Genomic DNA, 19,966 nt, shown 5'->3' on the forward strand with positions numbered 1-19,966 from the left:
GATGGAACAGCCCACAAACCAAGTACAAAAGAAGAAAGAGGGTGGGATCTTGACACTCATCCTAGGGATCATGAGCGTTTTGATCTTGTTGAGTGCTCTTGGGGGAGTGGCATATTATTATTTTGTCCTCAAATATGAAGGAAATACGCTTGATGCAAATAATATGCAAAGTGAAAATGGCCATGATGTCCATAAGCTTGTCGAGCAAATCAAGATCAAAGATGGACAAATCAAAATCCTCAGAGAAGAAAATGCACTCTTGAGAGAAAAAACCTCTGGTATGACGCAAAGATTGAGTTATGCCATCAAGCCAAAAGCGCAATATGTCACTGAATGCTATGTAGCACAAAATGGACGATGGAGTTTGCCTAGTGTGTGTTTGCAGAATATGAAGTCAAGTATTGAAGGACTTTTGGCTAGTGATAAACGCATCGTAGCCTTGGAGGTGGTGGGAATTGTCGATGAGAAGCCCTATGCAGGAAGGAGTCCAGAGCTCAAACAAGAGGGATTGGCATCATTTCGAGCCAAAATGGCAATCCAAGAGATTTACAAACTCTTCCCTAATGTAGCTGTGTTTGAGGGCTTGAGTGTGCAAGAACCTAAAAAGCGTGGTTTTACTGTGAGAGCTTATTATTTCCAATAATTAAGGGGCACTTTGGAGAAGCTGGGAATCTTTGTCAGAAGCAATGTCTCTGGGATGGGGGAGGTTTTGGATGAATTGGAGGGGATTTGTCATGATCATGGGGTTGGAGTTTGCTTTGAGGAGGGGAATGCCTATGGCAAAAGAGGGGTGAGCTTAGAAGAGATTCAAAGACAAAGTCAGATGTTGCTCTCTCTTGGTGGAGATGGAACTTTGATTTCAACTTTTCACAAGATTCCATCCCTGCCAATTGCTGGGATCAATGCTGGGAATCTTGGATTTTTGACTGGTGTTTGTCTTGAAAAATGTTTTGAGTTTCTACCCTTGCTCTTTGGCGGGGAGTATGAAGTGCATAGACCCCTCACGCTCTCTGTCTATTACAATGAGGAAAAAATCGCACGATCACTCAATGAAGTGTTGATTTGCAAAAAGGATTTTTCCACGATGATTGAGATTGAGGCAATGATTGGGGGTAAGATGCTTAATCACTACTATTGTGATGGCTTGATCATAGCTACTCCGACAGGATCAACAGCCTATAATATTTCTGCTGGGGGAAGTGTGGTTTATCCTTATTGTCAAAATATTTTGCTCACCCCCCTAGCTCCACATTCTCTGACACAACGCCCAATGATTGTCGGATCTGATGCGTTTTTGGAATTTGAGACTAGACAAGATTCTCAGATCATTGTTGATGGCCAAAAGATCTTTGATTTTCCACATGGAGCTAGATTGAAAATCTGCAATGAGGGGGAGAGTGCATGTTTGATCTATCCTAGAGATTGGGATTATTTTGCATTGTTGCGTGAAAAGTTTCGCTGGGGAGATTGAAGGTGTTTATTCAAGAGATTGTGATCAAAGATTCTCCGACATTTAAACATTTGAATCTAGCCTTTCATCCCGGACTTAATGTCATCAGTGGAGCAAGTGGAGCAGGTAAATCAGTCTTTTTTGCTTCACTTTTGGCACTTTTTGGGATCAAAGATAGTAATGCGACTATGATTGAGGGGAGATTGGATGGAGAGATTGAGTTATTTGAATATTTAAGTGAAGAAGAATTGGTCGTGCAGATTCTCAAAAAAGAGAAAACGCGCTTTCTGATCAATCATCAAAGCACTTCTAGAAAAAGACTTGGAGAGATTTTTGCCCCTCATGTGAAATTTCTAAGCCACAAAAATTCCAATGAGCTAAGTAGTGGTTTTTTGCTTGAGTTGCTTGATGCATTGGTTGAGGATGGGAGTCATAGAGAATATCTTGGAGAATTTAGACAAGGATTTGCAGAGCTTCAGAGGTGTCAAGCTGAGCTTTGGCGTCTCAAAGAAGATTCTCAAAGGATTATGGAGCTTCAAGAATTTGCTTTGTTTGAAATAGAGAAGATTGCTGGGATTGCTCCAAAACTTGGAGAATATGAAGAGCTTTTGGAGGTCAAAAAGCGACTTTCCAAAAAAGAAAAACTTCAAGAATTGGGTCGTGATGCCTTGATGGCACTTCAAGATCTGGGGAAAGTGAATGCATTTTTGAGTGCTGCTGAGATTGAGATTGAAGGTTTTGATGAGATGCTTTTGGAGGTGGATTCTAGGGTTTGCTCTGAGCTAGAAAGATTGGATGAGCTTGATGAGTATGAGCCAGAGCAACTTTTGGATCGTCTCTCTAGGCTTTCTGATCTTATCTCGCGTTATGGTGGGATTGAAGAGGCTTTGGAGTATCAGAAGAGTCAGCAGGAGAAACTCTTGGGATATGAGCATATCCAAGAAGATCAGGAGATACTTGGCAAAAAGATTGAAGATTTGCAAGCTAGACTTGATGTGCTAAGTGTCAAAATTTCAAGCAATCGAAAACAATTTGTTGCCAATCTTGCAAGTCAAATCACTCACTATGCCTCAATGTTGTTGCTTGGGGATGTGCATCTTAATCTTAGAGGGACTGAGATGCAGCATAATGGCAAGGATGAATTAGAGATTTTGCTTGGCACCTCAGCAGTTTCCACATTGAGCTCTGGAGAATATAATCGCTTAAGACTTGCAACATTGGCTCTGCAAAATGCATCTAATGCTGGGATTTTACTTCTTGATGAGATTGATGCAAATTTGAGTGGGGAAGAGAGTGAGGGGGTGGCAAAGGTGCTTAAAAAGCTTGCTAGCTCTTATCAGGTCTTTGCAATCTCTCATCAACCTCATCTCCCCGCTCTAGCTGATGCACACTTTGTGGTGCAAAAAGATCTTCAAGAAAGTCTAATGCGCGAGCTTGATTTGGATGGGCGCATTCATGAGATCGCGCGTATGATCAGTGGATCGACTTTGACAAAAGAAGCGCTTGAATTTGCTAGAAAAAAAATGGAGATCGTGTGAAACTGGAGGTTTTAAGAGCTCTTGCTCAGAGATTTTCAAATTATGCGACCCTATATCATGTGCGCCGAGTTGATGACAATCTTTTTCGTCTAAGCCTTGATTTTGATGATTTTTATATCGATGTGAGCAAGTCGCGAAGTTCTATTTTTCAAACTAGGGAGAAGATTTTGGGACACTCCTATCATGCTCCCTTTGACTTGGCCCTCACAAAATATACTTCAAGATCCAAGCTCCTCTCATGCGCACTGGATGGAAATAATCGAATCTTAATCTTTGAATTTATGTATCTTGCTGGCTACAAACAAGAAAAATATTATTTGCATTTTGAGCTTACAGGCAAGCATACCAATGTAATTTTGGTCGATCAAAATAAGCGAGTTGTGGAGGCATTGCGGCATATTGGAGAATCTAGGAGTTCAAGGGTGATTAGACCCAACAAAGAGTTTGAATCTTTGCCTCAACCCACAAAACCAATCCAACAAAAAGAAGCGATGAGTCAAGATGCACTTGATGTGTTTTTGCATGAGGAATATATCTTGCGCCAGATTCAGAGAATCTCACAAAAAAAACAGGTGATCCTCCAGCGAAAATCCAAAAAACTTCAAGATTATCAGATGCTTCTAGATCAGCTGCCTAACCCCTCTGATCTTTTGAGTCAATCTCAGCAATATGCTCTATGGGGGGAACTAATCTTTGCTTCTTGTCTGCCTTCTTATTTTTCACACACACTGACTTTGAGGGGCTATCAGGGAGAGGAGGTTTTGATCACTCTGCCCTCAGTGATCAAATCTTATGCCCAAGGTGGAAATTTTTGCTTTGCTCAAAGTAAGCGCCTTAAGCAAAAACTTAAAAATCTCAGAATCCAAAAAGAGCATTTGCTGGCAAAAATTGAGTTTTTGCAAAAGCAGATCGCCTATATCCAAAGAATTGATAATGAAGGGGATTTGCAAGCCTTTATCCAACCAAAATCCTACAAAAAAGAAAAAATCCAGCGTGAGTATGAAAGCTTTTTTATTGAGGGGGTGAAAATCTCAATTGGACGCAATAGCAAGGAGAATCAGAGACTTTTGGAGGATGCGAAGGCTGATGATATTTGGCTACACATCCAAGATATTCCATCTTCGCATATGATTATTCATTGTGGCAAGACTCGCGTGCGCGATGAGGTATTGCATCAGAGTGCAAAGATGCTTTTGGGGATCAATGGGATGCTAGATCGCAATATTTTGGTCGATTATACCCAGAGGCGTTTTGTCAAAATGGTAGATGGCGCCCATGTTTTGTATTCAAAGCAAAAAACTTTGAGATTTTAAGGAGGGGATTATGGCTGTTTCATCGATTGGAAATCTGACTTTTATCAACCAAAATACCCAAGTGGGGGCGAATACACAAGTCAATACTCAGCATCGTGGAGATGTTGCCAATTTGGCCAATATGCAGAATTTTCAAAATAAACTTGATCAGATTCAAGAGGTGCGAAAATTGGAAGAAAATGAGATGATCAATCCTGATGCGCAATCTAAGAATCAAAATTCACAAGAAGAGCGAAGGGCACAAAGAGGCTCTGCTGAAGAGAGCGAACAAGAGAATCCAAAAAGATCAGAGCATCTTTTGGATATTAGGGCATAAGATGAAAATCAGTGGTTTTACATTTTTGAAAAATGGAAATATTTTGGGTTATCCCTTTAGGGAATCTATTCTTTCGATTTTGCCTTTAGTGGATGAGTTTATTGTCAATGTGGGAGAGAGCGAGGATGATACCTTGGAGCAAATCTTAGATCTTGCCCAAGAGCATCCCAAGATCAAAGTCATCACTTCAACTTGGTGTGAAAAAATGACAAGCAAAGGCTATGTCTATGGGCAGCAAAAAATGATCGCTCAATTTCAATGTAGTGGGGATTGGGCGTTTTATTTGGAGGCTGATGAAGTATTGCATGAGGAAGATTTACCAAAGATTAGAAGTGCGATGGAGGCATATTTGGAAGATGATGAGGTGGAGGCATTGGCGTTTTCTTATCGTCATTTTTATGGCAATGCTCACACTTATGCCTCCTCTCCTGCATGGTATCGCTCTGAGGTGAGAGCGATCAAAACAAGTGTGAGGAGTTATGCTCCTGATGGATTGTTTTGGGTGGTGCTAGATAAGAGCAACAAAAAAGGGCGTTATCCTAGAGCTGTTCTAGCAAATGCGACAATTTATCATTATGGATGGGTGAGAAGTGAAGAGAAGATGACACTCAAGCACTCCAAGGTGTCCAAGTATTGGAAACACAAGCCCAATGTTTATCGCTATGATCAAATTGATTGGAAAGTGCTTTGCTTATTTGAAGGCAAGCATCCAAAGGTGATGCAAAAATGGCTTGAGGAAAATACAGATGATTTTGATTCTGAGATCATATTCAAAGCTAATTGCAATCGAAAGCTTACTTCTAGGGAGAGGCGTCATCGTTTCTTGATGATTTTAGAGAAACTCTTTGGGCTAGATTTTTCATCTAAGCATTACATAAAACTAGATAAAAATCCCATCTCTTCCTGCTGCACCAATCACTCTTCTTGCTGTGATTCTTGATGATCTGCCTATGCAAATATTTTTGTAAGAAAGATTTGGACTGAGAGAGAAAATACTGCTAGATTGATTTGATGATTGTTTTAAATTTTTCAATTGTTTCTAAAATCAGCTCTTCTTCTGTTTCTTTGCTCATTTTTTCTTTTGTTGCTGGGATGATAATGAGGTTTTCTAGCTTCATATTTTCCCCCCTCCAAAGCATTCGATCTCTTTTGCTAAAAAGCCCCAAAAGAGGGATGTGTAGATTGTTGGCAATGTGGGCATTGCCTGTGCTTGGAGAGATAAGCAAAGAGAGACGAGAGATAAGCTCAATTAGATTGAAAAGATCAGAATTGTTTCTAAAAATCGCAATATTGGGAAGGTTTGTTTCAAACTCTAGTGGAGTAGGATTGCCCTCATAGGTGGGGATGATGAAGAGAATGTGTGGATAAAGCAGGGCAAGATCTTGGGTGAGTTTGAGCCATCCAGAAAGAGTGAGATTGTGTGAGCATGTGCGAGAAAAGGGATTGATCATCACAAGGGTTTTATAATCTTTGTAGGGAGAGAGGAAGCTTTGGATGAACTCTTTATGCCTTGGTTGTGTTTGCAATATCGTAGGGGAGAAGTCGATCTTATGGATTTGGGTATCAAAGATTTGGGGATTGATCTCTCTCACAAGTTTAAACATTCTTTGTGATTGTGAAAGAGGGCTTAAATTTCTAGAGATGAAGATTGTGTGAAATTTTGGCTTAAAGATACTGCCCAAACTCAATAGTGAGATAACTTTTTTGACATTGGTTTGATTGAGAAGTTTGCATCTCCAGCGATTGGCTTGTGTGAGGAGAAAAATATCAAAATGATGCGCATTGATATGATCTTTGATCTTTTCTTGACTTTGATGATCCATATTGTAAAGCTCATCGATGAAGTCATACTGCTCATAAAGTTCCAAACCAATCGTATTGGTATAGACAATTAGTGTGGATGCAGGGTAAAGTGCCTTGATGGCATACATTGCTGGGATGGAGACAAGATTGTCTCCAATGAGTGCATCACGATAGAATCCAATTTTCATTTTATTCTAAAGGAGCAATTGTTTTGAGATAGACATTTTCACTTAGCATCACATAGAGGCGTCCAAGAAGATCTTTTTTACTCTCCTCATTCAAATCTTCTCTCTCCTCAATTCTAAGCTTCAATCGTCGCTCAATCTCTTTGGTGTCATAATCAATGTCATCTAGCACATCTAGGATCGTTTGAGCCTCTAAGATATCAGTGATTTCATAACCCTTATTGAGATCAGAATCAAGCACGACGCTAAATTCTGTGGGATGTGTGAAGAGATTGTGTCGCATTCCAAGCACTTCTTGATAAGCACCCACTAAGAAAAAGCCCAAAAAGTAGTCCTCTTTGGTTACATCCACATCGTGCAAAAAGAGAGGCTTAGAGCTATCAAAGGCGATCTCACCATCGCTATCACAAGTAATATCCCAAAGGCTTGCACTTCTTGTGGGTCTTTTATTGAGACGATCTAGCGGCATGACAGGGAAATTTTGACCTAGTCCCCAATAATCAGGAAGGCTTTGGAAAAAAGAGCAGTTGAGCAAATATCGCTCTTGGACTTGCTCTTGGATTCTAAGAATCTCATTGTGATTTTTATGCTTGAGAAGTTTGATGACTTTTTTGATGAGTAAATGCACGAGAACTTCGGTATTGCTACGATCTTGAAGATCGATATATCCCAAATCAAAAAGTGTAAGAAGGGATTCCATGTGATCTAGACTATCATGGAGGTATTCAATCGCATTTTTTTCGTTGATGCTTTTGTAGAGATCATTGAGTTCTTCAATGAGTGGAGGATTTTTGTCCTTGAGTTTGAGAGCCTTTTCATCAAATTCTTGAGAGAAAAGCTCCAAAACTGGAGCGATCAAAACCGCATGAGAAGCGGCAATGAATCGTCCTGATTCGATGTAGATGTCAGGCTCAGGCTCTTTTTTGTTTTTCACAATTTCACGCAATGAAAACACCACATCCCCACTAAATTCACTTAAAGTATAGTTGCGATGATTGATCCCACTGTGTTGGGTGTATTCCACGGCTAATCCTCCACCGATATTGACGCATTTGAGATTTTTTGCCCCCATTTTGCGAAGCTCTGCATAAATATTTCCAGCCTCACGGATTGCTTTTTTGAGTGGAGAGATATCACTGATTTGGCTTCCGATATGGAAGTGAATCATAGTGAAATGATTGAGAAGTTTATTTTTTTCAAGCAAAGCGATGGCTTCTAGTAGCTCTGTGCTATTGAGCCCAAATTTGGAATTGATCCCCCCACTTTTGGCCCATACACCAATCCCAGTGCTATGGAGGCGAATCCTTAGACCAATATTTGGATAAGGGGGGCTAAAGTCTTTGGCCACTTCAATGATTGTTTCAAGCTCGTTTAGTCCTTCAATCGTGAGTGTGATCTCATGTCCCATATTTGCAGCAATAAAGCCTAGAGAGATCATTTCTTTATCTTTGAATCCATTGACAGTGATAGGGGAGTTTTTGTTGGTATAAGCCATAGCAAGGATAAGTTCTGCTTTGCTCCCAGCCTCAAGTCCATAGCATCGATTTTGACTGAGCTCAACAAGGGGGAGGACAAAGTTTGGCATTTGATTGACTTTAAGGGGGAAAACAGCCTTGAATGCGCCTTTGTAATGATATTCTTTGATAGAGTGTTCAAAGCAGTTGAAAATCTTATCGATTTGATTTTTGATGAGATGAGGGAATCGCAAAAGAAGGGGGCCACGATAGCCTTGTTCTCTGATGTCTTTGACGATGTCAATGAGAGCAGGTTTGGTTTGAGCACCAATTTTCACCACACCATCTTCAATAATAAAATCATGATTTGACCAAAAATTTATTCCATAATCAACCATTGAAAAACCCCTGTAATTAGACTTTTGAGATATAAAAATTATATCAATTATTAAGCAGTGATTGAGGCAATGGTTTGCTTGATCAATCATGCTTAGAGTATCCATCATTAGCTGTAGAAAAATCTTGCAGACTAAGTTTTGATCTGTTTGGGTTTTGTTTATGGGGTTTTGTGGTGTTTGATTTGAAGAGATTGGATAGATTGGCGTTTTTACACTATATGAACTAAGGAGAGAGGATGAAAGCTGTATTTGCATTGCTTGCAATGTGTGTGTTTGTGTTTTCTGAAGTGCTTGTTTATTCAAGTCCTGGCTGAGGGTGCTGTGGGCTCTGGTCAGAGCATCTAAGACAAAATGGATTTCAAGCCAAAGACATCAAAAATGTTCAGCAATGGCGCGAAATCAAAGCAAAATACAATCTACCTAGAGATTTTCAGAGCTGTCACACGGGTGTGGTAGAAGGGTATTTCTTAGAAGGGCATATCCCCGCTGAGGATATTAAGCGCTTACTACAAGAGAAGCCCAAAAATGTGATAGGGCTAAGTGTGCCAGGGATGCCTCTAGGAAGTCCTGGGATGGAGCAAGGAAATCGCAAGGATTCTTATCGTGTGTATTATTTTACGCGTGATGGGGAAGTGGGGGTGTGGGCACGGCATTAGGGGTGGGGGATCGATGAGGGTATAGTTTTTGCTTTTGGTTTGCAACTTTGGACTTTAAGGAGTGTTAAATGTCTCAAACTATTGCTTTGTATTCTGTATTGAGATGGATTAAGTTGCTGTTTTTGCCCTCTGTGATTGTTTACCTTGGACTAGCTTTGTATGGAGTGGTTTATATGAAGCTTAGGACAAATACTTGCCCTGTGTCACGATATGCCTCAGAGGCCCAAAAGCCTGCTGCTATGCCATCGCAAACGATACCAAAGCCTATTGCACCCAAGACGACAAGCTATCTTGTGGAGGCTTCACTTCTCAATGTCCGCAAAACTCCAAATGCTTATGCACAAATTGTCAAACGACTTCCTCATGCAAGTCAAGTCCAAGTGCTAGAGATTCAAGATGGTTGGGCTAGACTTGAATCAGGCTGGGTGATGTTGGATTTTTTGAGGAGACTTTGAGATGCAAAACTTTGGGGTGATCGGATCTCCGATCTCTCACTCGCTCTCTCCATTGATTCACAACTTTTTGTTTTCTTATTTTGGAATTGATGCTGATTATCAAAAATTTTTGGCCTCTGAAATGGAGTTGCCCAAGATTCTCTCTTTGCTCGCTGGAGCCAATATCACTGTCCCATTCAAAGAAGCTGTATTTCATCTTTGTGATGAGGTGAGTGATCTAGCATGCCAAATAGGTGCTGTCAATACCGTAATGCACATAGATGGAAAGCTCTGGGGACACAATACAGACGGCCTTGGCTTTTGGAAATGTATTGAGAATTTGGATGCAAAAAATGCCCTGATTTTGGGTGCTGGAGGAAGTGCGAGGGCGATTGCTGTGATGTTGCGATCCCATGGAGTGGATGTGGAGATCTATAATCGTTCGCTTTCTTGTATGGATTTCTTTCGCTCTATGGGAATTGAGGTTGCAAAGCTAGAAGAAGAGAAGAAGTTTGATTTATTGATTCACACAACAAGTGTCGGGCTTGATGGTCACTCTTTGCCTTATGGAGTAGATATTTTGAAGAATTTTCTTGCACGCTCAGAGATTGTGATGGATATTATTTATCCCTCTTTATCTTGCATCAAAAATATTGAAGATTTTAGGGCTTTTTTGACAACGCGTCCCAAAACGGCTTTTTTAGGATTGGCAAATCAAGGGATGGATGGCTTGGAGATGCTACTTTATCAAGCACTTTTTGCTTTTGAAATATTTTGTGGGGGTCGATATGGCTTTGATGAATTGAAGGCTTTGTTTTATAATGCTTAGTTATGAATGATGTGGAGGTGATTATGCAAATTGATAATGAATTATTGAAAAGATTGCAAAAACTTGGGATGATTGAAATTGCAGAAGACAAAGAAGAAGAGCTTAAAAATCAGCTTTCAGAGATTTTGAGTTTTGTAGAAAATCTCAATACGATTCAAACAGATGGGATTAAGATTAGAGCAGATTTGAAAACTCCTTTGCGAGATGATGAAGTTAAAGATGCTCAAATACGAGAAGATGTGTTAAGTCATGCTCCGCAATCTAGGGATGGATTTTTTATTGTTCCCAAAATTATTGAGTGATGCAGCTTGATCGTATTCAAATTTCATCAGCGTGGAAAGAAGCGCTAAGAGAAGAATTTAAAAAACCTTATTTTGAGAAGATTCGCGATTGTTATATAAAGGCAAAGCAGCGAGGAGATGTGATTTTCCCAAAAGGAAAGCTTACCTTTGAGGCACTCAATCGTGTCGATCCCCAAAATTTAAAAGTTGTGATTCTTGGACAAGATCCCTATCATGGAGAAGTAATGATCGATGGGGTGTTGATCCCGCAAGCGATGGGATTGAGTTTTAGTGTGCCAAAGCCTCTCCCTCCACCCCCAAGTCTTAAAAATATTTACAAAGAGTTGCAGCAGTCTTTGGGAGTCATTCCTCCAGTTTATGGAGATCTCTCAAGATGGTGTGATCAAGGTGTGATGCTTTTGAATGCAATTTTGTCAGTCAAAAAAGGTGAAGCAAGTTCACATGCACATTTTGGATGGGAGATTTTTACGGATTCGGTGATTTCTTATATTTCATCCAATCTTGATGGCGTGGTTTTTATGCTGTGGGGAAATTATGCAAAGAAGAAAATTCCTCTTATTGATCAAACAAGGCATGCTGTGGTCACGGCTCCTCATCCAAGTCCTTTGGCTAGAGGATTTGTGGGTAGTGGAGTCTTTGTCGCGGCTAATGAAATGTTGAGACGATTTGGGAAGGAAGAGATTGATTGGGGTAAGTTGTAGGGGTGGATTTGGAGAATTGGGCGAGGGTTGTGCGTTGGTTGAGGTTTTTTTAGTAAAATTTATTTGGGTGGAAAAAGTTTTTCTAAACTTTGGATTAGATTGGCCGATCTAGTCAGATATCTTTTGAGATAGAAAGTAATTCTCAAAGACCAAAGGAGATAAAATGAATAAAAAGTTACTCGGCGTTGTTATGGCATCTTGTGCTGTTGTATCGATGGCTCAAGCGAGATTTTATGTGGGAATCGAGGGTGGATATAGTGCACAGTCAGCTTATGATACAAAAACAAGCGGCAAAAATACATTTGGTGCGACTTATTCTGGCACAGGCGTATTGAGCAAAGCGCTTGATAATGGTGCGAGAGGATACAGTGTAGGTGGAGTGCTAGGAACAGAAAGTTTCTTTGGAAAATATTTTGGACTTAGATGGGGTGTAGGTGCAGGATATACTTCTGTCTCTAAAGATAAGCACAACTTCAACACTGTTGATGCTGGTGTCAGTCTTGATTTGCTGCTAAATTTCTACAATAATGGAAGTTTTAGCTTTGGTGTATTTGGAGGAGCTAGTGCGGATTATCACTATGTTCTTGATGGTCGCTATGCTGGATCAAGTGAGCACTTGCTTGATTTTTCAGGAAAAGTAGGTTTATCTACAATGATGGCAAAACACCACAGAGTTGAGTTTTATGCCAAGCTTCCTATCTCTTCGATGAATGTTACAGATTCTAAGGGAAGCTTTGTTCTTGGTGGTGCATATGCTCCTGCTAGAACAACTCTTGGAGCAAGCTATAAGTTTGTATTCTAATTCTTCAAAATAGGGGGAGGGGGTTTTCCTGATTTTTGCTCTCAATTTTGTTAAGATAAATAGAATCTTTTGACAAAAGGACTTATATGAAAAAAATTCTCTCTATAGTTGTAGGTTTAGGGATGCTGTGCTCCGTGGCTCAAGCTAGATTTTATCTAGGAGTTGAAGGCGGATATAGTGTAGAGAAATTCATTCAGGCTAAGAATGGGATGAATGTCTCCCAGATTGGAATGATTAGAGATGCTTTCAAAAATGATTCTAGAGGTTATAGTGTGGGGCTTGTTTTGGGGACAGAAAGTTTTTATGGAGATTATTTTGGGACGCGTTTTGGAGTGAGTGCAGGATATACAGCGATCACACAAACTCAGCAGTCATCATCTTTCTTGCAAGAACTTGGAATCAAAAAGAATGAAACAAATTCATATATCGATGCCGGTCTTGAACTTGATTTGATCGTAAATGTTTATGCTAGCAAGTCATTTTCACTTGGTTTATTTGGTGGGGCGGATATGAAATATCATTATCGTCTCAATGCTGTCAAACAATCTTCTAGCGAGTCTGGAGATCTTGTAGCAGATTTAATTGGCGCTATTTTTGATGAAGTTGCGAGTGGAAGAAATCTTTTGGATTTTGCTGGACGCGTTGGGGTAACGGCTTTGATTGCCAATCATCATCGTCTAGATGTCATGGCAAGACTTCCAATCGCTTCTCTTAATTCTTCTTTGTTTGGTGGGACTCTTCTTCCTGTGAGGACAACGGTATCTCTTGGCTATAAATATGTTTTTTAAGCCAAAAAAAAGGGGGGGGGATGTCAATAATCAAAAGTAATAAAAACCAATCTCACTCTCTTATCATTTGAGCGCTTGATATAGCCATCTGTTTCCATTTTCCTTATGATTCTCCCCGTCTTTAGAAATACAGATGGATTAAGCTGGAGTGCTATTCTTGAGTGATAGATGTGATTGAGGAAATATGCGATTTTTTGTTGTTGTGGATGAGGGAGATTGTGTTTTTTGAGCAAAAGAGGGAAGTTTAATATCTTCAAAAACGATGATGTTGGAGTTTGAAAGATGGTGTGGATTTTGAAATTGAAAGCTTGTATTTTGTGGGAGTGAGAGGTTTGACCCTTAAGAAAAAATGCAAAGAGCAAGCAAAAGAGCCAAACCCCCTTTTTCACTTTTGCTTACCTGCGATAATGAATCTAAGTGCATTAAGCTTGATGAAGCCCTGTGCATCGGCTTGATTATATACACTATCTTCTTCAAAAGTAGAATAAGCCTCATCAAACAAGGATTTGGGAGATTTTCGCCCAAGTACAATGATATTGCCCTTATAAAGTCGCAGTCTGACTTCTCCTGTGACATGCTCTTGAGTTTTGTCGATCAGGGCTTGCAAAGCTTCTCTTTCGCGACTAAACCAATAGCCATTGTAGATCAGTGATGCATAGCGTGGCATCAATTCATCTTTGAGATGTGCCTCTTCACGATCAAGCGTGATGGATTCGATAGCTCTATGAGCTTTGAGCAAGATTGTCCCACCTGGAGTTTCATAGCATCCCCTTGATTTCATTCCTACATAGCGATTTTCAACGATATCAAGCCTTCCGATTCCATGTTTGCCGCCTAGGATATTAAGTTTTTCTAAAAGTTTGGCTGCAGAAAGCTTTTCACCATTGATGCTAGTAGGATCACCTTTTTCAAAGCCTATGATGATCTCCTCTGGCAAATCTGGTGCATCAAAGGGGGAGCTTGTCCATCTCCACATACTCTCTTCTGGCTCATTATAAGGGTCTTCTAGAAGTTGACCTTCATAGGAGATATGCAAAAGATTGGCATCCATAGAATAAGGGGATTTGTTTGGCTTTTTTTCGATAGGGATTCCGGCTTGCTCTGCGTATTGTAGGAGTTTTTCTCGACTATTGAGATCCCACTCCCTCCAAGGAGCGATGACTTTGATGTTTGGATTGAGTGCATAAGCTCCAAGCTCAAATCGCACCTGATCATTTCCCTTGCCAGTCGCGCCATGAGCAATAGCATCAGCACCCATTTCTTTAGCGATCTCTACAAGTCGTTTGGCAATCAAGGGTCTAGCGATGCTTGTGCCCAAAAGATATTCACCTTCATAAACTGCATTGGCTCTAAACATGGGGAAAACAAAATCCCGCACAAATTCTTCTCTCAAATCCTCAATAAAAATATTTTCATCTTTGATTCCTAAAAGTTTGGCTTTGGCTCTTGCGGGCTCGACTTCTTCACCTTGACCGATGTCTGCTGTAAAGGTGATGACTTCGCATCCATAGGTATCTCCAAGCCATTTGAGAATCACACTTGTATCCAATCCTCCAGAATAAGCCAAAACTACTTTTTTAATCTTATTTTGTGTCATTTTCACTCCTTATTGACAGCATGTTGGGACTTCATGGGTCATGATCAATCCTTGGGATACCCAAGAAGTTTTATCCCCAAGCAAACGATAAACATTATGATAACCCAATTTTTTGGCCCACATGCTTGCGATATCAGCTGGACTTATCTGATATGGTGGAGTTTGGGTTTGATCATAGAAAATAAGAGTGATAAAAAGATTATTGCTTACTTTGTTTAAAAATTCCTGCTGAGATTTATTTTTTGTGTTCCAAATGAGCATTCCATCAGAAGAAAGGAATGTGCTGTTAAACTCAAAATGTTTTGCTCCCTCAAGATGTTTGAGAAGATATTGCCCCTTGGGAGATGTGTCAATAAGAATGATTTGTTTTTCTTTGCTTATTTGGAGAAGAGTTTTTGCATCAATAAGCTTGTAGCTATAAGCATAACTTCGATCAAGGAGTATTTGTGCATCATCAATAATGTTTTGAGCGGTATTGTTGATCTTTTCTCCGGCTTGGAGTTTTGAGATAGTTTGCTCAAGTTCTATTTGGCTTGAATTGTGTGATTTTTGCTGATTGGAACATCCCATTGCCAAGAATCCCAAAAGAATAAATATAAAATATTTCACATTATCTCTTTAAGGTTTGGAGTTGAATTTGGATCTTTTGAAGTTTTTCTTGTGCTTTTGCAAGTCCATCTTGATTGATTTGCAATACTTCAGCTGGTGCATTTTGGACAAATTTTTCATTGCTTAGCATTGCATTAAGTTTGGTTACCTCTGCCTCAAGTTTGATCTTTTGGTTTTCTAGGCGGTTTTTTATCCCACTCAAATCAATGTTTTCAAGCGAGAGAAAGCACTCGCATGTTTCTCCCACATCACCGATGCTATTGCTTGGTTTGCTCTCTACAAACTCACAAGATTCTACTTTGGCAAGCTTGCAGATAAATTTTGAGACTATCTTTTGATAGACCCCTTGTAGGGGTGTAAAGGTTTTTATATAAACACTATCAATGGTTTGATTGTTGCTCTGCAACATAAGCTTTAAGCGTCGAATAGATATAATAATGTCCTTGATAATTTCAAATTGTTTCAAGATGCCAATATCAAACAAAACTTTTTCAGGAAATTTGGAAATCATAATACTCTCTTCATCCTCCAGGTTTGTGCCTCTAAGTTTGTGATAAAGATGCTCACTCAAAAAAGGCATATAGGGATGCAAAAGCTTCATGGAAGTGAGAAAGACACTGCCAAGCTCTCGGATACTCTCTTTGCTCGCCTTAGCAAGTTCAATTCCCCAATCACAAAATTCTCCCCATAAAAATCTATATAAAAGATTTGCTCCCTCATCGAAACGATATGCATCTAGAGCTTTTCTAAGATCTATTACGGTTTTTTGCAATTGAACATGCATATATTGTCCGAGTTCTGTCTCAAATTTCTCTAGTTCTTTAAATCCGTCCATAATCCCCATTTGTTCCAGATTGAGAAGCAAGAAATTACCGGCATTGAAGATTTTGTTGGCAAAATTTTTTGCAAGATCAAGATCTTTATTTGAAAGCTTGATATCCCTTCCTTGAGCACATAAATAAGCTAGGGCGAAACGCAGAGCATCTGCTCCATGACTTTGAATCTTTTCAAGCGGATCGATGACATTGCCCTTACTTTTGCTCATTTTTTGTCCAAACTCATCTCTGACTAGCGCATGAAGATAGATGTCTTTAAATGGCACTTTTTTGAGAGTAGATTCTCCACTTAGAAGCATTCTAGCTACCCAAAAGAAAAGGATGTCAAAGCCTGTGATAAGCAGAGAGTTTGGATAAAACTTCTTCAAATCTTCCTCTTGCCATAGCTCTCCCTTGCCCCAATCCCCATTTCCCCATCCAAGAGTGCTAAAAGCCCAAAGCCCAGAGCTAAACCAAGTATCAAGCACATCAGGATCTTGGGTGATTTGCTTTCCTCCACATTTTGGACAAGAAGTTGGAGAATCTTCTAGACTGACAAATTGCTCTCCACATTCACAATAAAACACAGGAATCTGATGTCCCCACCAAAGTTGCCTTGAAATGCACCAAGGACGCAATTCTCTCATCCAAGCGTTATAGTTATTTTTCCATTGAGATGGGAAAAACTGAGCTTTGCCTTCATTGATAGCCTCAATCGCACCTTTGGCAATCTCAGGAGAGACAAACCATTGTTTGGAAATATAGGGCTCTACGATATTCCCACAGCGATAGCATTTCCCTACTTGGTTGGTATAGTCTTCAATCTTTTGGACAAAGCCCGCCTCTTGCAGTCTTTGCACAATCACCTCTCTTGCTTCAAGTCTCTCCATTCCTTGAAATTCTCCAGCATATTCATTGAGAATGCCATTTTTGTCAAAGATGGTGATAGATTCAAGCTTGTGGCGTTTGCCCACTTCATAGTCATTGACATCATGGGCTGGAGTGACTTTGACGCATCCTGTCCCAAACTCCATATCTACAGCCTCATCAGCAATGATTGGAATCTCGCGATTAAGTAGGGGCAAAATCACTTTTTCCCCCACTAGATGACTATAGCGAGAGTCATTGGGATTGACCATCACAGCACTATCCCCAAAGAATGTCTCAGGACGCGTTGTGGCCACGATTAGAACTTCTTTTGAATCTTTGATGGGATAACGCAAATGATAGAGCTTGCCTTGATTTTCTTCATATTCCACTTCGATATCTGAGAGTGCTCCATCGTGAGTGCACCAGTTGATCATATAGTTGCCCTGATAGATTAGGCCTTGTTCATACCATTGCTTAAATGCTACTTTTACGGCATTTTTCAGTCCATCATCAAGAGTGAAGCGCAATCTGCTCCAAGCTGGAGAGATTCCAAGTTGCTCCATTTGAGAGAGGATTGCACCCCCACTTTGCTCTTTCCATTCCCAAATTTTTTCTACAAACTTCTCTCTGCCCAAATCCTCTTTTTTGATTCCTTGAGCCAAGAGTTGTTTTTCTACGACATTTTGAGTGGCGATCCCTGCATGATCCATGCCGGGTTGATAGAGTGTGATATAGCCTTGCATTCTTTTGTATCGCGTGATGATGTCTTGGAGTGTGAAGGTCAAAGCATGTCCGATATGAAGCACGCCTGTGACATTAGGTGGTGGCATCATAATGGCAAAATATTTTCCTTCTTGGGCGATTTTTGCATTGCCTTGGACTTCAAAATAGCCTCTTTCTTTGGTGGTTTGATAGATTTTGGATTCAATTTCACTAGGTGTGTAATTTTTCATTTTTTCTCTCTTGATGATTGGTGGATTTATAGATTGGAATTTTAGCAATCTGGAGTGGATTATATGCTTGTTTTGAGGGATCCCAAAGAAACTTGGAATCCAATCAATATAAAATCACATAGACTTTTTGAGGACCATGCACCCCAAAGACTACTTGCAGTTCAATATCAGCTGTCCGCGATGGTCCAGCGATAAACAAAATATTGCTAGGAAGAATCATGGGGTGATGCTTTTTGATCTCTGTGAGGGCTTGTGCAAGATTTCCAAGAATTCTCTCTTTTTGGAGCAAGATGATGCAGTGCTGTGTGATAAGAGAGAGGAGTCTTGGCTGAATATGACTTGAGGTAAGTGCCACTACGCCTAGATTTGAGATCCCATAATCAGCTTCTACAATCCCGCAAGGAACACTAAATAACTCATCTTTGATTTCTTCCATGGGGCGATCATAGATGAGTGTTGGGATGGAAAAATCAAAGCGCTTTTGGAGACTTGGAGGGATTAGGACTTGCGAGATTTGTTCATCTTGGAAAATATTGTGTAGGGTTTGAGAAATTTCTGCCTCTTGAATATCAAAAACAACAGCCTTATTGAATTCTTGAAGGCGTTTGTATTCTTGGATCTTGTCTTGATGGACTGGAAGGATGATATCTGTATAGCTTGCTCTCTGATTGGGGATTGGATTGTGTTTGAGTGCATTTGTGATGTTTTGTAAGATTTGAGCTTTACTCATAGATCACTCCTTCTAATTTTTGGGATTGGAAGTTGGCATCAATTTGGGGATAGGCTCTGCATGAGGTCCATTGTTTGAGCATGGGGAAAATAGATGCAAAGGGCTTGCCTAGGGGTCCTAAAAGCCGCACTTTCCAAAGCATCAGTTTCCATGCCCAAGGAGTGGAGGCGAGAAATGCAAAAATCTTAAAGCCGATTTTTTCACTCACCTTGGGTTTGACGCGTGAGATTCCAAGGATCTCTTCCCCACTTCCTTGTCCGACTTTTTCACTCCTCAAATCCCTAATCATTTCAGCCAAAGGAATCTTGACTGGACATACCTCAGAGCAGCGACCACAAAGTGAGCAGAGATTGAGAATATAGCCATATTTATCGATCCCAAAAATCTGAGGTGAGATAACCTCTCCTATCGGACCTGGATAGGTTGCGCCATAGGCATGCCCACCAACCTTTTCATAGACTGGGCAGTGATTCATACAAGTTCCACAACGAATGCAGCTAAGGGCTTTGGAGTAGTGTTTGTGAGAGAGGATATCACTGCGATGATGATCAAGCAAGATGACATGTACTTCTCGTGGTCCATCTAGATCTCCATCTTTGCGAGGAGAGGTGATGATATTGTTATAGCATGTGATGCCCTGACCTGTGGCTGAGGGGATGAGCAAAGTATCCAAAATCACAGCATCATCAAAAGTTTCTACAATTTTTTCAATCCCACAAATTGCTACATGAATATCAGGAACAGTTGTGCTCATACGCCCATTTCCTTCATTTTCCAAAAGCCAAATCGCTCCTTCATTGGCGATTGCAAAATTCACTCCAGAAAGTCCCATTTTGAATTCTTTAAATTCTTTACGCAGATGCGTTCTTGCTACAGCATTGAGATCTTGTGGATCGCTAAAGCGCTTCACATGAAGGTGTTTTTCAAAAATCTCTCCAATCTCATAGCGATTTTTATGCACAGCTGGCACGACAATATGCACAGGGGGCTCATCGATGAGTTGGATGATGATCTCTCCTAGATCTGTCTCTATTGCTTTGATTCCGCGCTCTTTGAGGTAGGCATTGAAGTGAATCTCTTCACTTGCCATTGATTTGCCTTTGAGAATCTTGGTGACATTGTGTTGTTTGGCTAGATCATAGATGATTTTGTTGGCTTCATTGGCATCACTTGCCCAATGGATTCGGATTCCATTTTGTGTCGCTTTTTCTTCAAATCTTTGGAGAAGCTCTGGGAGTCTTGAGAGTGCGTTTTGTTTGACTTTGCGTCCCTCTTCACGAAGCCCTTCCCAATCCCCATAGCGCTCTTTGATGAGTTTTTTGCGATTGGTTTGCAGCAAACTCATCGCAAAATCTAAATTTTGTCTTAGTTGAGAATCATTGAGTTTTTCTGAAATTAGTTTTCTTGCTTCCATCTTATCTCC

The 19,966-nt window shown here is 40.3% G+C and carries 20 protein-coding genes; 13 read left to right on the forward strand and 7 right to left on the reverse strand.

The features are described 5' to 3' along the window. Nucleotide 1: 1 nt before the first annotated feature. From T391_RS0103630 to T391_RS07870, 6 genes are read left to right on the forward strand one after another with little or no spacing between them, the layout of a single operon-like run. Complete coding sequence (locus T391_RS0103630) at nucleotides 2-643, forward strand: hypothetical protein (protein WP_051420578.1); 642 nt, start codon at nucleotides 2-4, stop codon at nucleotides 641-643. Between the two features lie 12 nt (nucleotides 644-655). After that, the gene (locus T391_RS07860) at nucleotides 656-1,471 is read left to right on the forward strand and encodes an NAD(+)/NADH kinase (RefSeq protein ID WP_051420579.1); all 816 of its coding nucleotides are present in this window, start codon (nucleotides 656-658) and stop codon (nucleotides 1,469-1,471) included. A 2-nt stretch (nucleotides 1,472-1,473) separates the two neighbouring features. Next, nucleotides 1,474-2,988, forward strand: coding sequence for a DNA repair protein RecN (locus T391_RS0103640; RefSeq protein WP_051420580.1), 1,515 nt, complete (start codon nucleotides 1,474-1,476; stop codon nucleotides 2,986-2,988). After that, nucleotides 2,985-4,301: an NFACT family protein gene (locus T391_RS07865; protein WP_051420581.1), complete on the forward strand. Its 1,317-nt coding sequence runs from the start codon at nucleotides 2,985-2,987 to the stop codon at nucleotides 4,299-4,301. Before T391_RS0103640 ends, T391_RS07865 begins: the two co-directional genes overlap by 4 nt. Nucleotides 4,302-4,311: 10 nt before the next feature. Then, entirely contained in the window at nucleotides 4,312-4,617 is a 306-nt protein-coding gene (locus T391_RS0103650) for a hypothetical protein (RefSeq protein ID WP_027327198.1), read from the forward strand. Nucleotide 4,618: 1 nt separating this feature from the next. Continuing rightward, on the forward strand, nucleotides 4,619-5,557 hold the full coding sequence (locus T391_RS07870; protein WP_051420582.1) for a glycosyltransferase family 2 protein: 939 nt from the start codon (nucleotides 4,619-4,621) through the stop codon (nucleotides 5,555-5,557). A 58-nt stretch (nucleotides 5,558-5,615) separates the two neighbouring features. On the opposite strand, the gene T391_RS0103660 is transcribed toward T391_RS07870, so the two are convergent. Together T391_RS0103660 and speA are read right to left on the reverse strand one after the other, a co-directional pair. Further along, the gene (locus tag T391_RS0103660; protein WP_051420583.1) at nucleotides 5,616-6,608 is read right to left on the reverse strand and encodes a glycosyltransferase family 9 protein; all 993 of its coding nucleotides are present in this window, start codon (nucleotides 6,606-6,608) and stop codon (nucleotides 5,616-5,618) included. A 1-nt stretch (nucleotide 6,609) separates the two neighbouring features. After that, nucleotides 6,610-8,457 (reverse strand): arginine decarboxylase, encoded by a 1,848-nt coding sequence (speA, locus tag T391_RS0103665; protein WP_027327200.1) that lies wholly within the window; start codon nucleotides 8,455-8,457, stop codon nucleotides 6,610-6,612. A 398-nt stretch (nucleotides 8,458-8,855) separates the two neighbouring features. Between speA and T391_RS08690 the strand changes: the two genes are divergently transcribed. The 7 genes from T391_RS08690 to T391_RS0103705 all read left to right on the forward strand — a co-directional run bounded on the left by T391_RS08690 (nucleotide 8,856) and on the right by T391_RS0103705 (nucleotide 12,969). After that, nucleotides 8,856-9,113 carry a DUF411 domain-containing protein gene (locus T391_RS08690; RefSeq protein WP_233709544.1) on the forward strand — a complete coding sequence of 86 codons (258 nt, stop codon included), beginning with the start codon at nucleotides 8,856-8,858 and terminating at the stop codon, nucleotides 9,111-9,113. 68 nt (nucleotides 9,114-9,181) lie between these two features. Continuing rightward, the gene (locus T391_RS0103675; RefSeq protein WP_027327201.1) at nucleotides 9,182-9,568 is read left to right on the forward strand and encodes an SH3 domain-containing protein; all 387 of its coding nucleotides are present in this window, start codon (nucleotides 9,182-9,184) and stop codon (nucleotides 9,566-9,568) included. A 1-nt stretch (nucleotide 9,569) separates the two neighbouring features. Next, nucleotides 9,570-10,376, forward strand: a complete 807-nt coding sequence (locus T391_RS07880; protein WP_051420584.1) for a shikimate dehydrogenase — start codon at nucleotides 9,570-9,572, stop codon at nucleotides 10,374-10,376. Nucleotides 10,377-10,399: 23 nt separating this feature from the next. Then, a complete protein-coding gene (gene gatC, locus T391_RS0103685; RefSeq protein WP_027327202.1) occupies nucleotides 10,400-10,678 on the forward strand; it encodes an Asp-tRNA(Asn)/Glu-tRNA(Gln) amidotransferase subunit GatC in 279 nt (92 codons plus the stop codon). After that, nucleotides 10,678-11,379, forward strand: coding sequence for a uracil-DNA glycosylase (gene ung, locus T391_RS0103690; protein ID WP_027327203.1), 702 nt, complete (start codon nucleotides 10,678-10,680; stop codon nucleotides 11,377-11,379). The genes gatC and ung overlap by 1 nt, the downstream gene beginning before the upstream one ends. 163 nt (nucleotides 11,380-11,542) lie before the next feature. After that, nucleotides 11,543-12,181 (forward strand): outer membrane beta-barrel protein, encoded by a 639-nt coding sequence (locus T391_RS0103700; protein ID WP_027327204.1) that lies wholly within the window; start codon nucleotides 11,543-11,545, stop codon nucleotides 12,179-12,181. Between the two features lie 86 nt (nucleotides 12,182-12,267). Beyond that, nucleotides 12,268-12,969 (forward strand): outer membrane beta-barrel protein, encoded by a 702-nt coding sequence (locus T391_RS0103705; RefSeq protein ID WP_027327205.1) that lies wholly within the window; start codon nucleotides 12,268-12,270, stop codon nucleotides 12,967-12,969. A 385-nt stretch (nucleotides 12,970-13,354) separates the two neighbouring features. Here the strand turns inward: T391_RS0103705 and T391_RS0103715 are convergent, their stop codons facing one another. From T391_RS0103715 to T391_RS0103735, 5 genes are all read right to left on the reverse strand, one after another. After that, a complete protein-coding gene (locus tag T391_RS0103715; protein ID WP_027327207.1) occupies nucleotides 13,355-14,566 on the reverse strand; it encodes an argininosuccinate synthase in 1,212 nt (403 codons plus the stop codon). A 9-nt stretch (nucleotides 14,567-14,575) separates the two neighbouring features. Then, the gene (locus tag T391_RS0103720) at nucleotides 14,576-15,175 is read right to left on the reverse strand and encodes a rhodanese-like domain-containing protein (RefSeq protein ID WP_027327208.1); all 600 of its coding nucleotides are present in this window, start codon (nucleotides 15,173-15,175) and stop codon (nucleotides 14,576-14,578) included. 1 nt (nucleotide 15,176) lies between these two features. Next, nucleotides 15,177-17,813: a valine--tRNA ligase gene (locus tag T391_RS0103725; protein ID WP_034583740.1), complete on the reverse strand. Its 2,637-nt coding sequence runs from the start codon at nucleotides 17,811-17,813 to the stop codon at nucleotides 15,177-15,179. A gap of 103 nt (nucleotides 17,814-17,916) precedes the next feature. Then, on the reverse strand, nucleotides 17,917-18,543 hold the full coding sequence (locus T391_RS0103730) for a LutC/YkgG family protein (protein WP_027327210.1): 627 nt from the start codon (nucleotides 18,541-18,543) through the stop codon (nucleotides 17,917-17,919). Then, entirely contained in the window at nucleotides 18,536-19,957 is a 1,422-nt protein-coding gene (locus T391_RS0103735; RefSeq protein WP_027327211.1) for a LutB/LldF family L-lactate oxidation iron-sulfur protein, read from the reverse strand. The genes T391_RS0103730 and T391_RS0103735 overlap by 8 nt, the downstream gene beginning before the upstream one ends. Nucleotides 19,958-19,966 lie beyond the last annotated feature (9 nt).

Source organism: Helicobacter pametensis ATCC 51478 (assembly GCF_000518225.1).
Taxonomy (GTDB): domain Bacteria; phylum Campylobacterota; class Campylobacteria; order Campylobacterales; family Helicobacteraceae; genus Helicobacter_G; species Helicobacter_G pametensis.

What these genes read in the sequence shown, in the direction of transcription:
- T391_RS0103630 (WP_051420578.1), top strand. Translation starts at nt 2, where the DNA reads ATGGAACAGCCCACAAACCAAGTACAAAAGAAGAAAGAGGGTGGGATC.
- T391_RS0103675 (WP_027327201.1), top strand. Translation starts at nt 9,182, where the DNA reads ATGTCTCAAACTATTGCTTTGTATTCTGTATTGAGATGGATTAAGTTG.
- T391_RS0103715 (WP_027327207.1), bottom strand. Translation starts at nt 14,566, where the DNA reads ATGACACAAAATAAGATTAAAAAAGTAGTTTTGGCTTATTCTGGAGGA.
- T391_RS0103735 (WP_027327211.1), bottom strand. Translation starts at nt 19,957, where the DNA reads ATGGAAGCAAGAAAACTAATTTCAGAAAAACTCAATGATTCTCAACTA.
- T391_RS07870 (WP_051420582.1), top strand. Translation starts at nt 4,619, where the DNA reads ATGAAAATCAGTGGTTTTACATTTTTGAAAAATGGAAATATTTTGGGT.
- T391_RS0103660 (WP_051420583.1), bottom strand. Translation starts at nt 6,608, where the DNA reads ATGAAAATTGGATTCTATCGTGATGCACTCATTGGAGACAATCTTGTC.
- speA (WP_027327200.1), bottom strand. Translation starts at nt 8,457, where the DNA reads ATGGTTGATTATGGAATAAATTTTTGGTCAAATCATGATTTTATTATT.
- T391_RS0103700 (WP_027327204.1), top strand. Translation starts at nt 11,543, where the DNA reads ATGAATAAAAAGTTACTCGGCGTTGTTATGGCATCTTGTGCTGTTGTA.
- T391_RS0103705 (WP_027327205.1), top strand. Translation starts at nt 12,268, where the DNA reads ATGAAAAAAATTCTCTCTATAGTTGTAGGTTTAGGGATGCTGTGCTCC.
- T391_RS0103730 (WP_027327210.1), bottom strand. Translation starts at nt 18,543, where the DNA reads ATGAGTAAAGCTCAAATCTTACAAAACATCACAAATGCACTCAAACAC.
- gatC (WP_027327202.1), top strand. Translation starts at nt 10,400, where the DNA reads ATGCAAATTGATAATGAATTATTGAAAAGATTGCAAAAACTTGGGATG.
- T391_RS0103650 (WP_027327198.1), top strand. Translation starts at nt 4,312, where the DNA reads ATGGCTGTTTCATCGATTGGAAATCTGACTTTTATCAACCAAAATACC.
- T391_RS0103725 (WP_034583740.1), bottom strand. Translation starts at nt 17,813, where the DNA reads ATGAAAAATTACACACCTAGTGAAATTGAATCCAAAATCTATCAAACC.
- T391_RS07880 (WP_051420584.1), top strand. Translation starts at nt 9,570, where the DNA reads ATGCAAAACTTTGGGGTGATCGGATCTCCGATCTCTCACTCGCTCTCT.
- ung (WP_027327203.1), top strand. Translation starts at nt 10,678, where the DNA reads ATGCAGCTTGATCGTATTCAAATTTCATCAGCGTGGAAAGAAGCGCTA.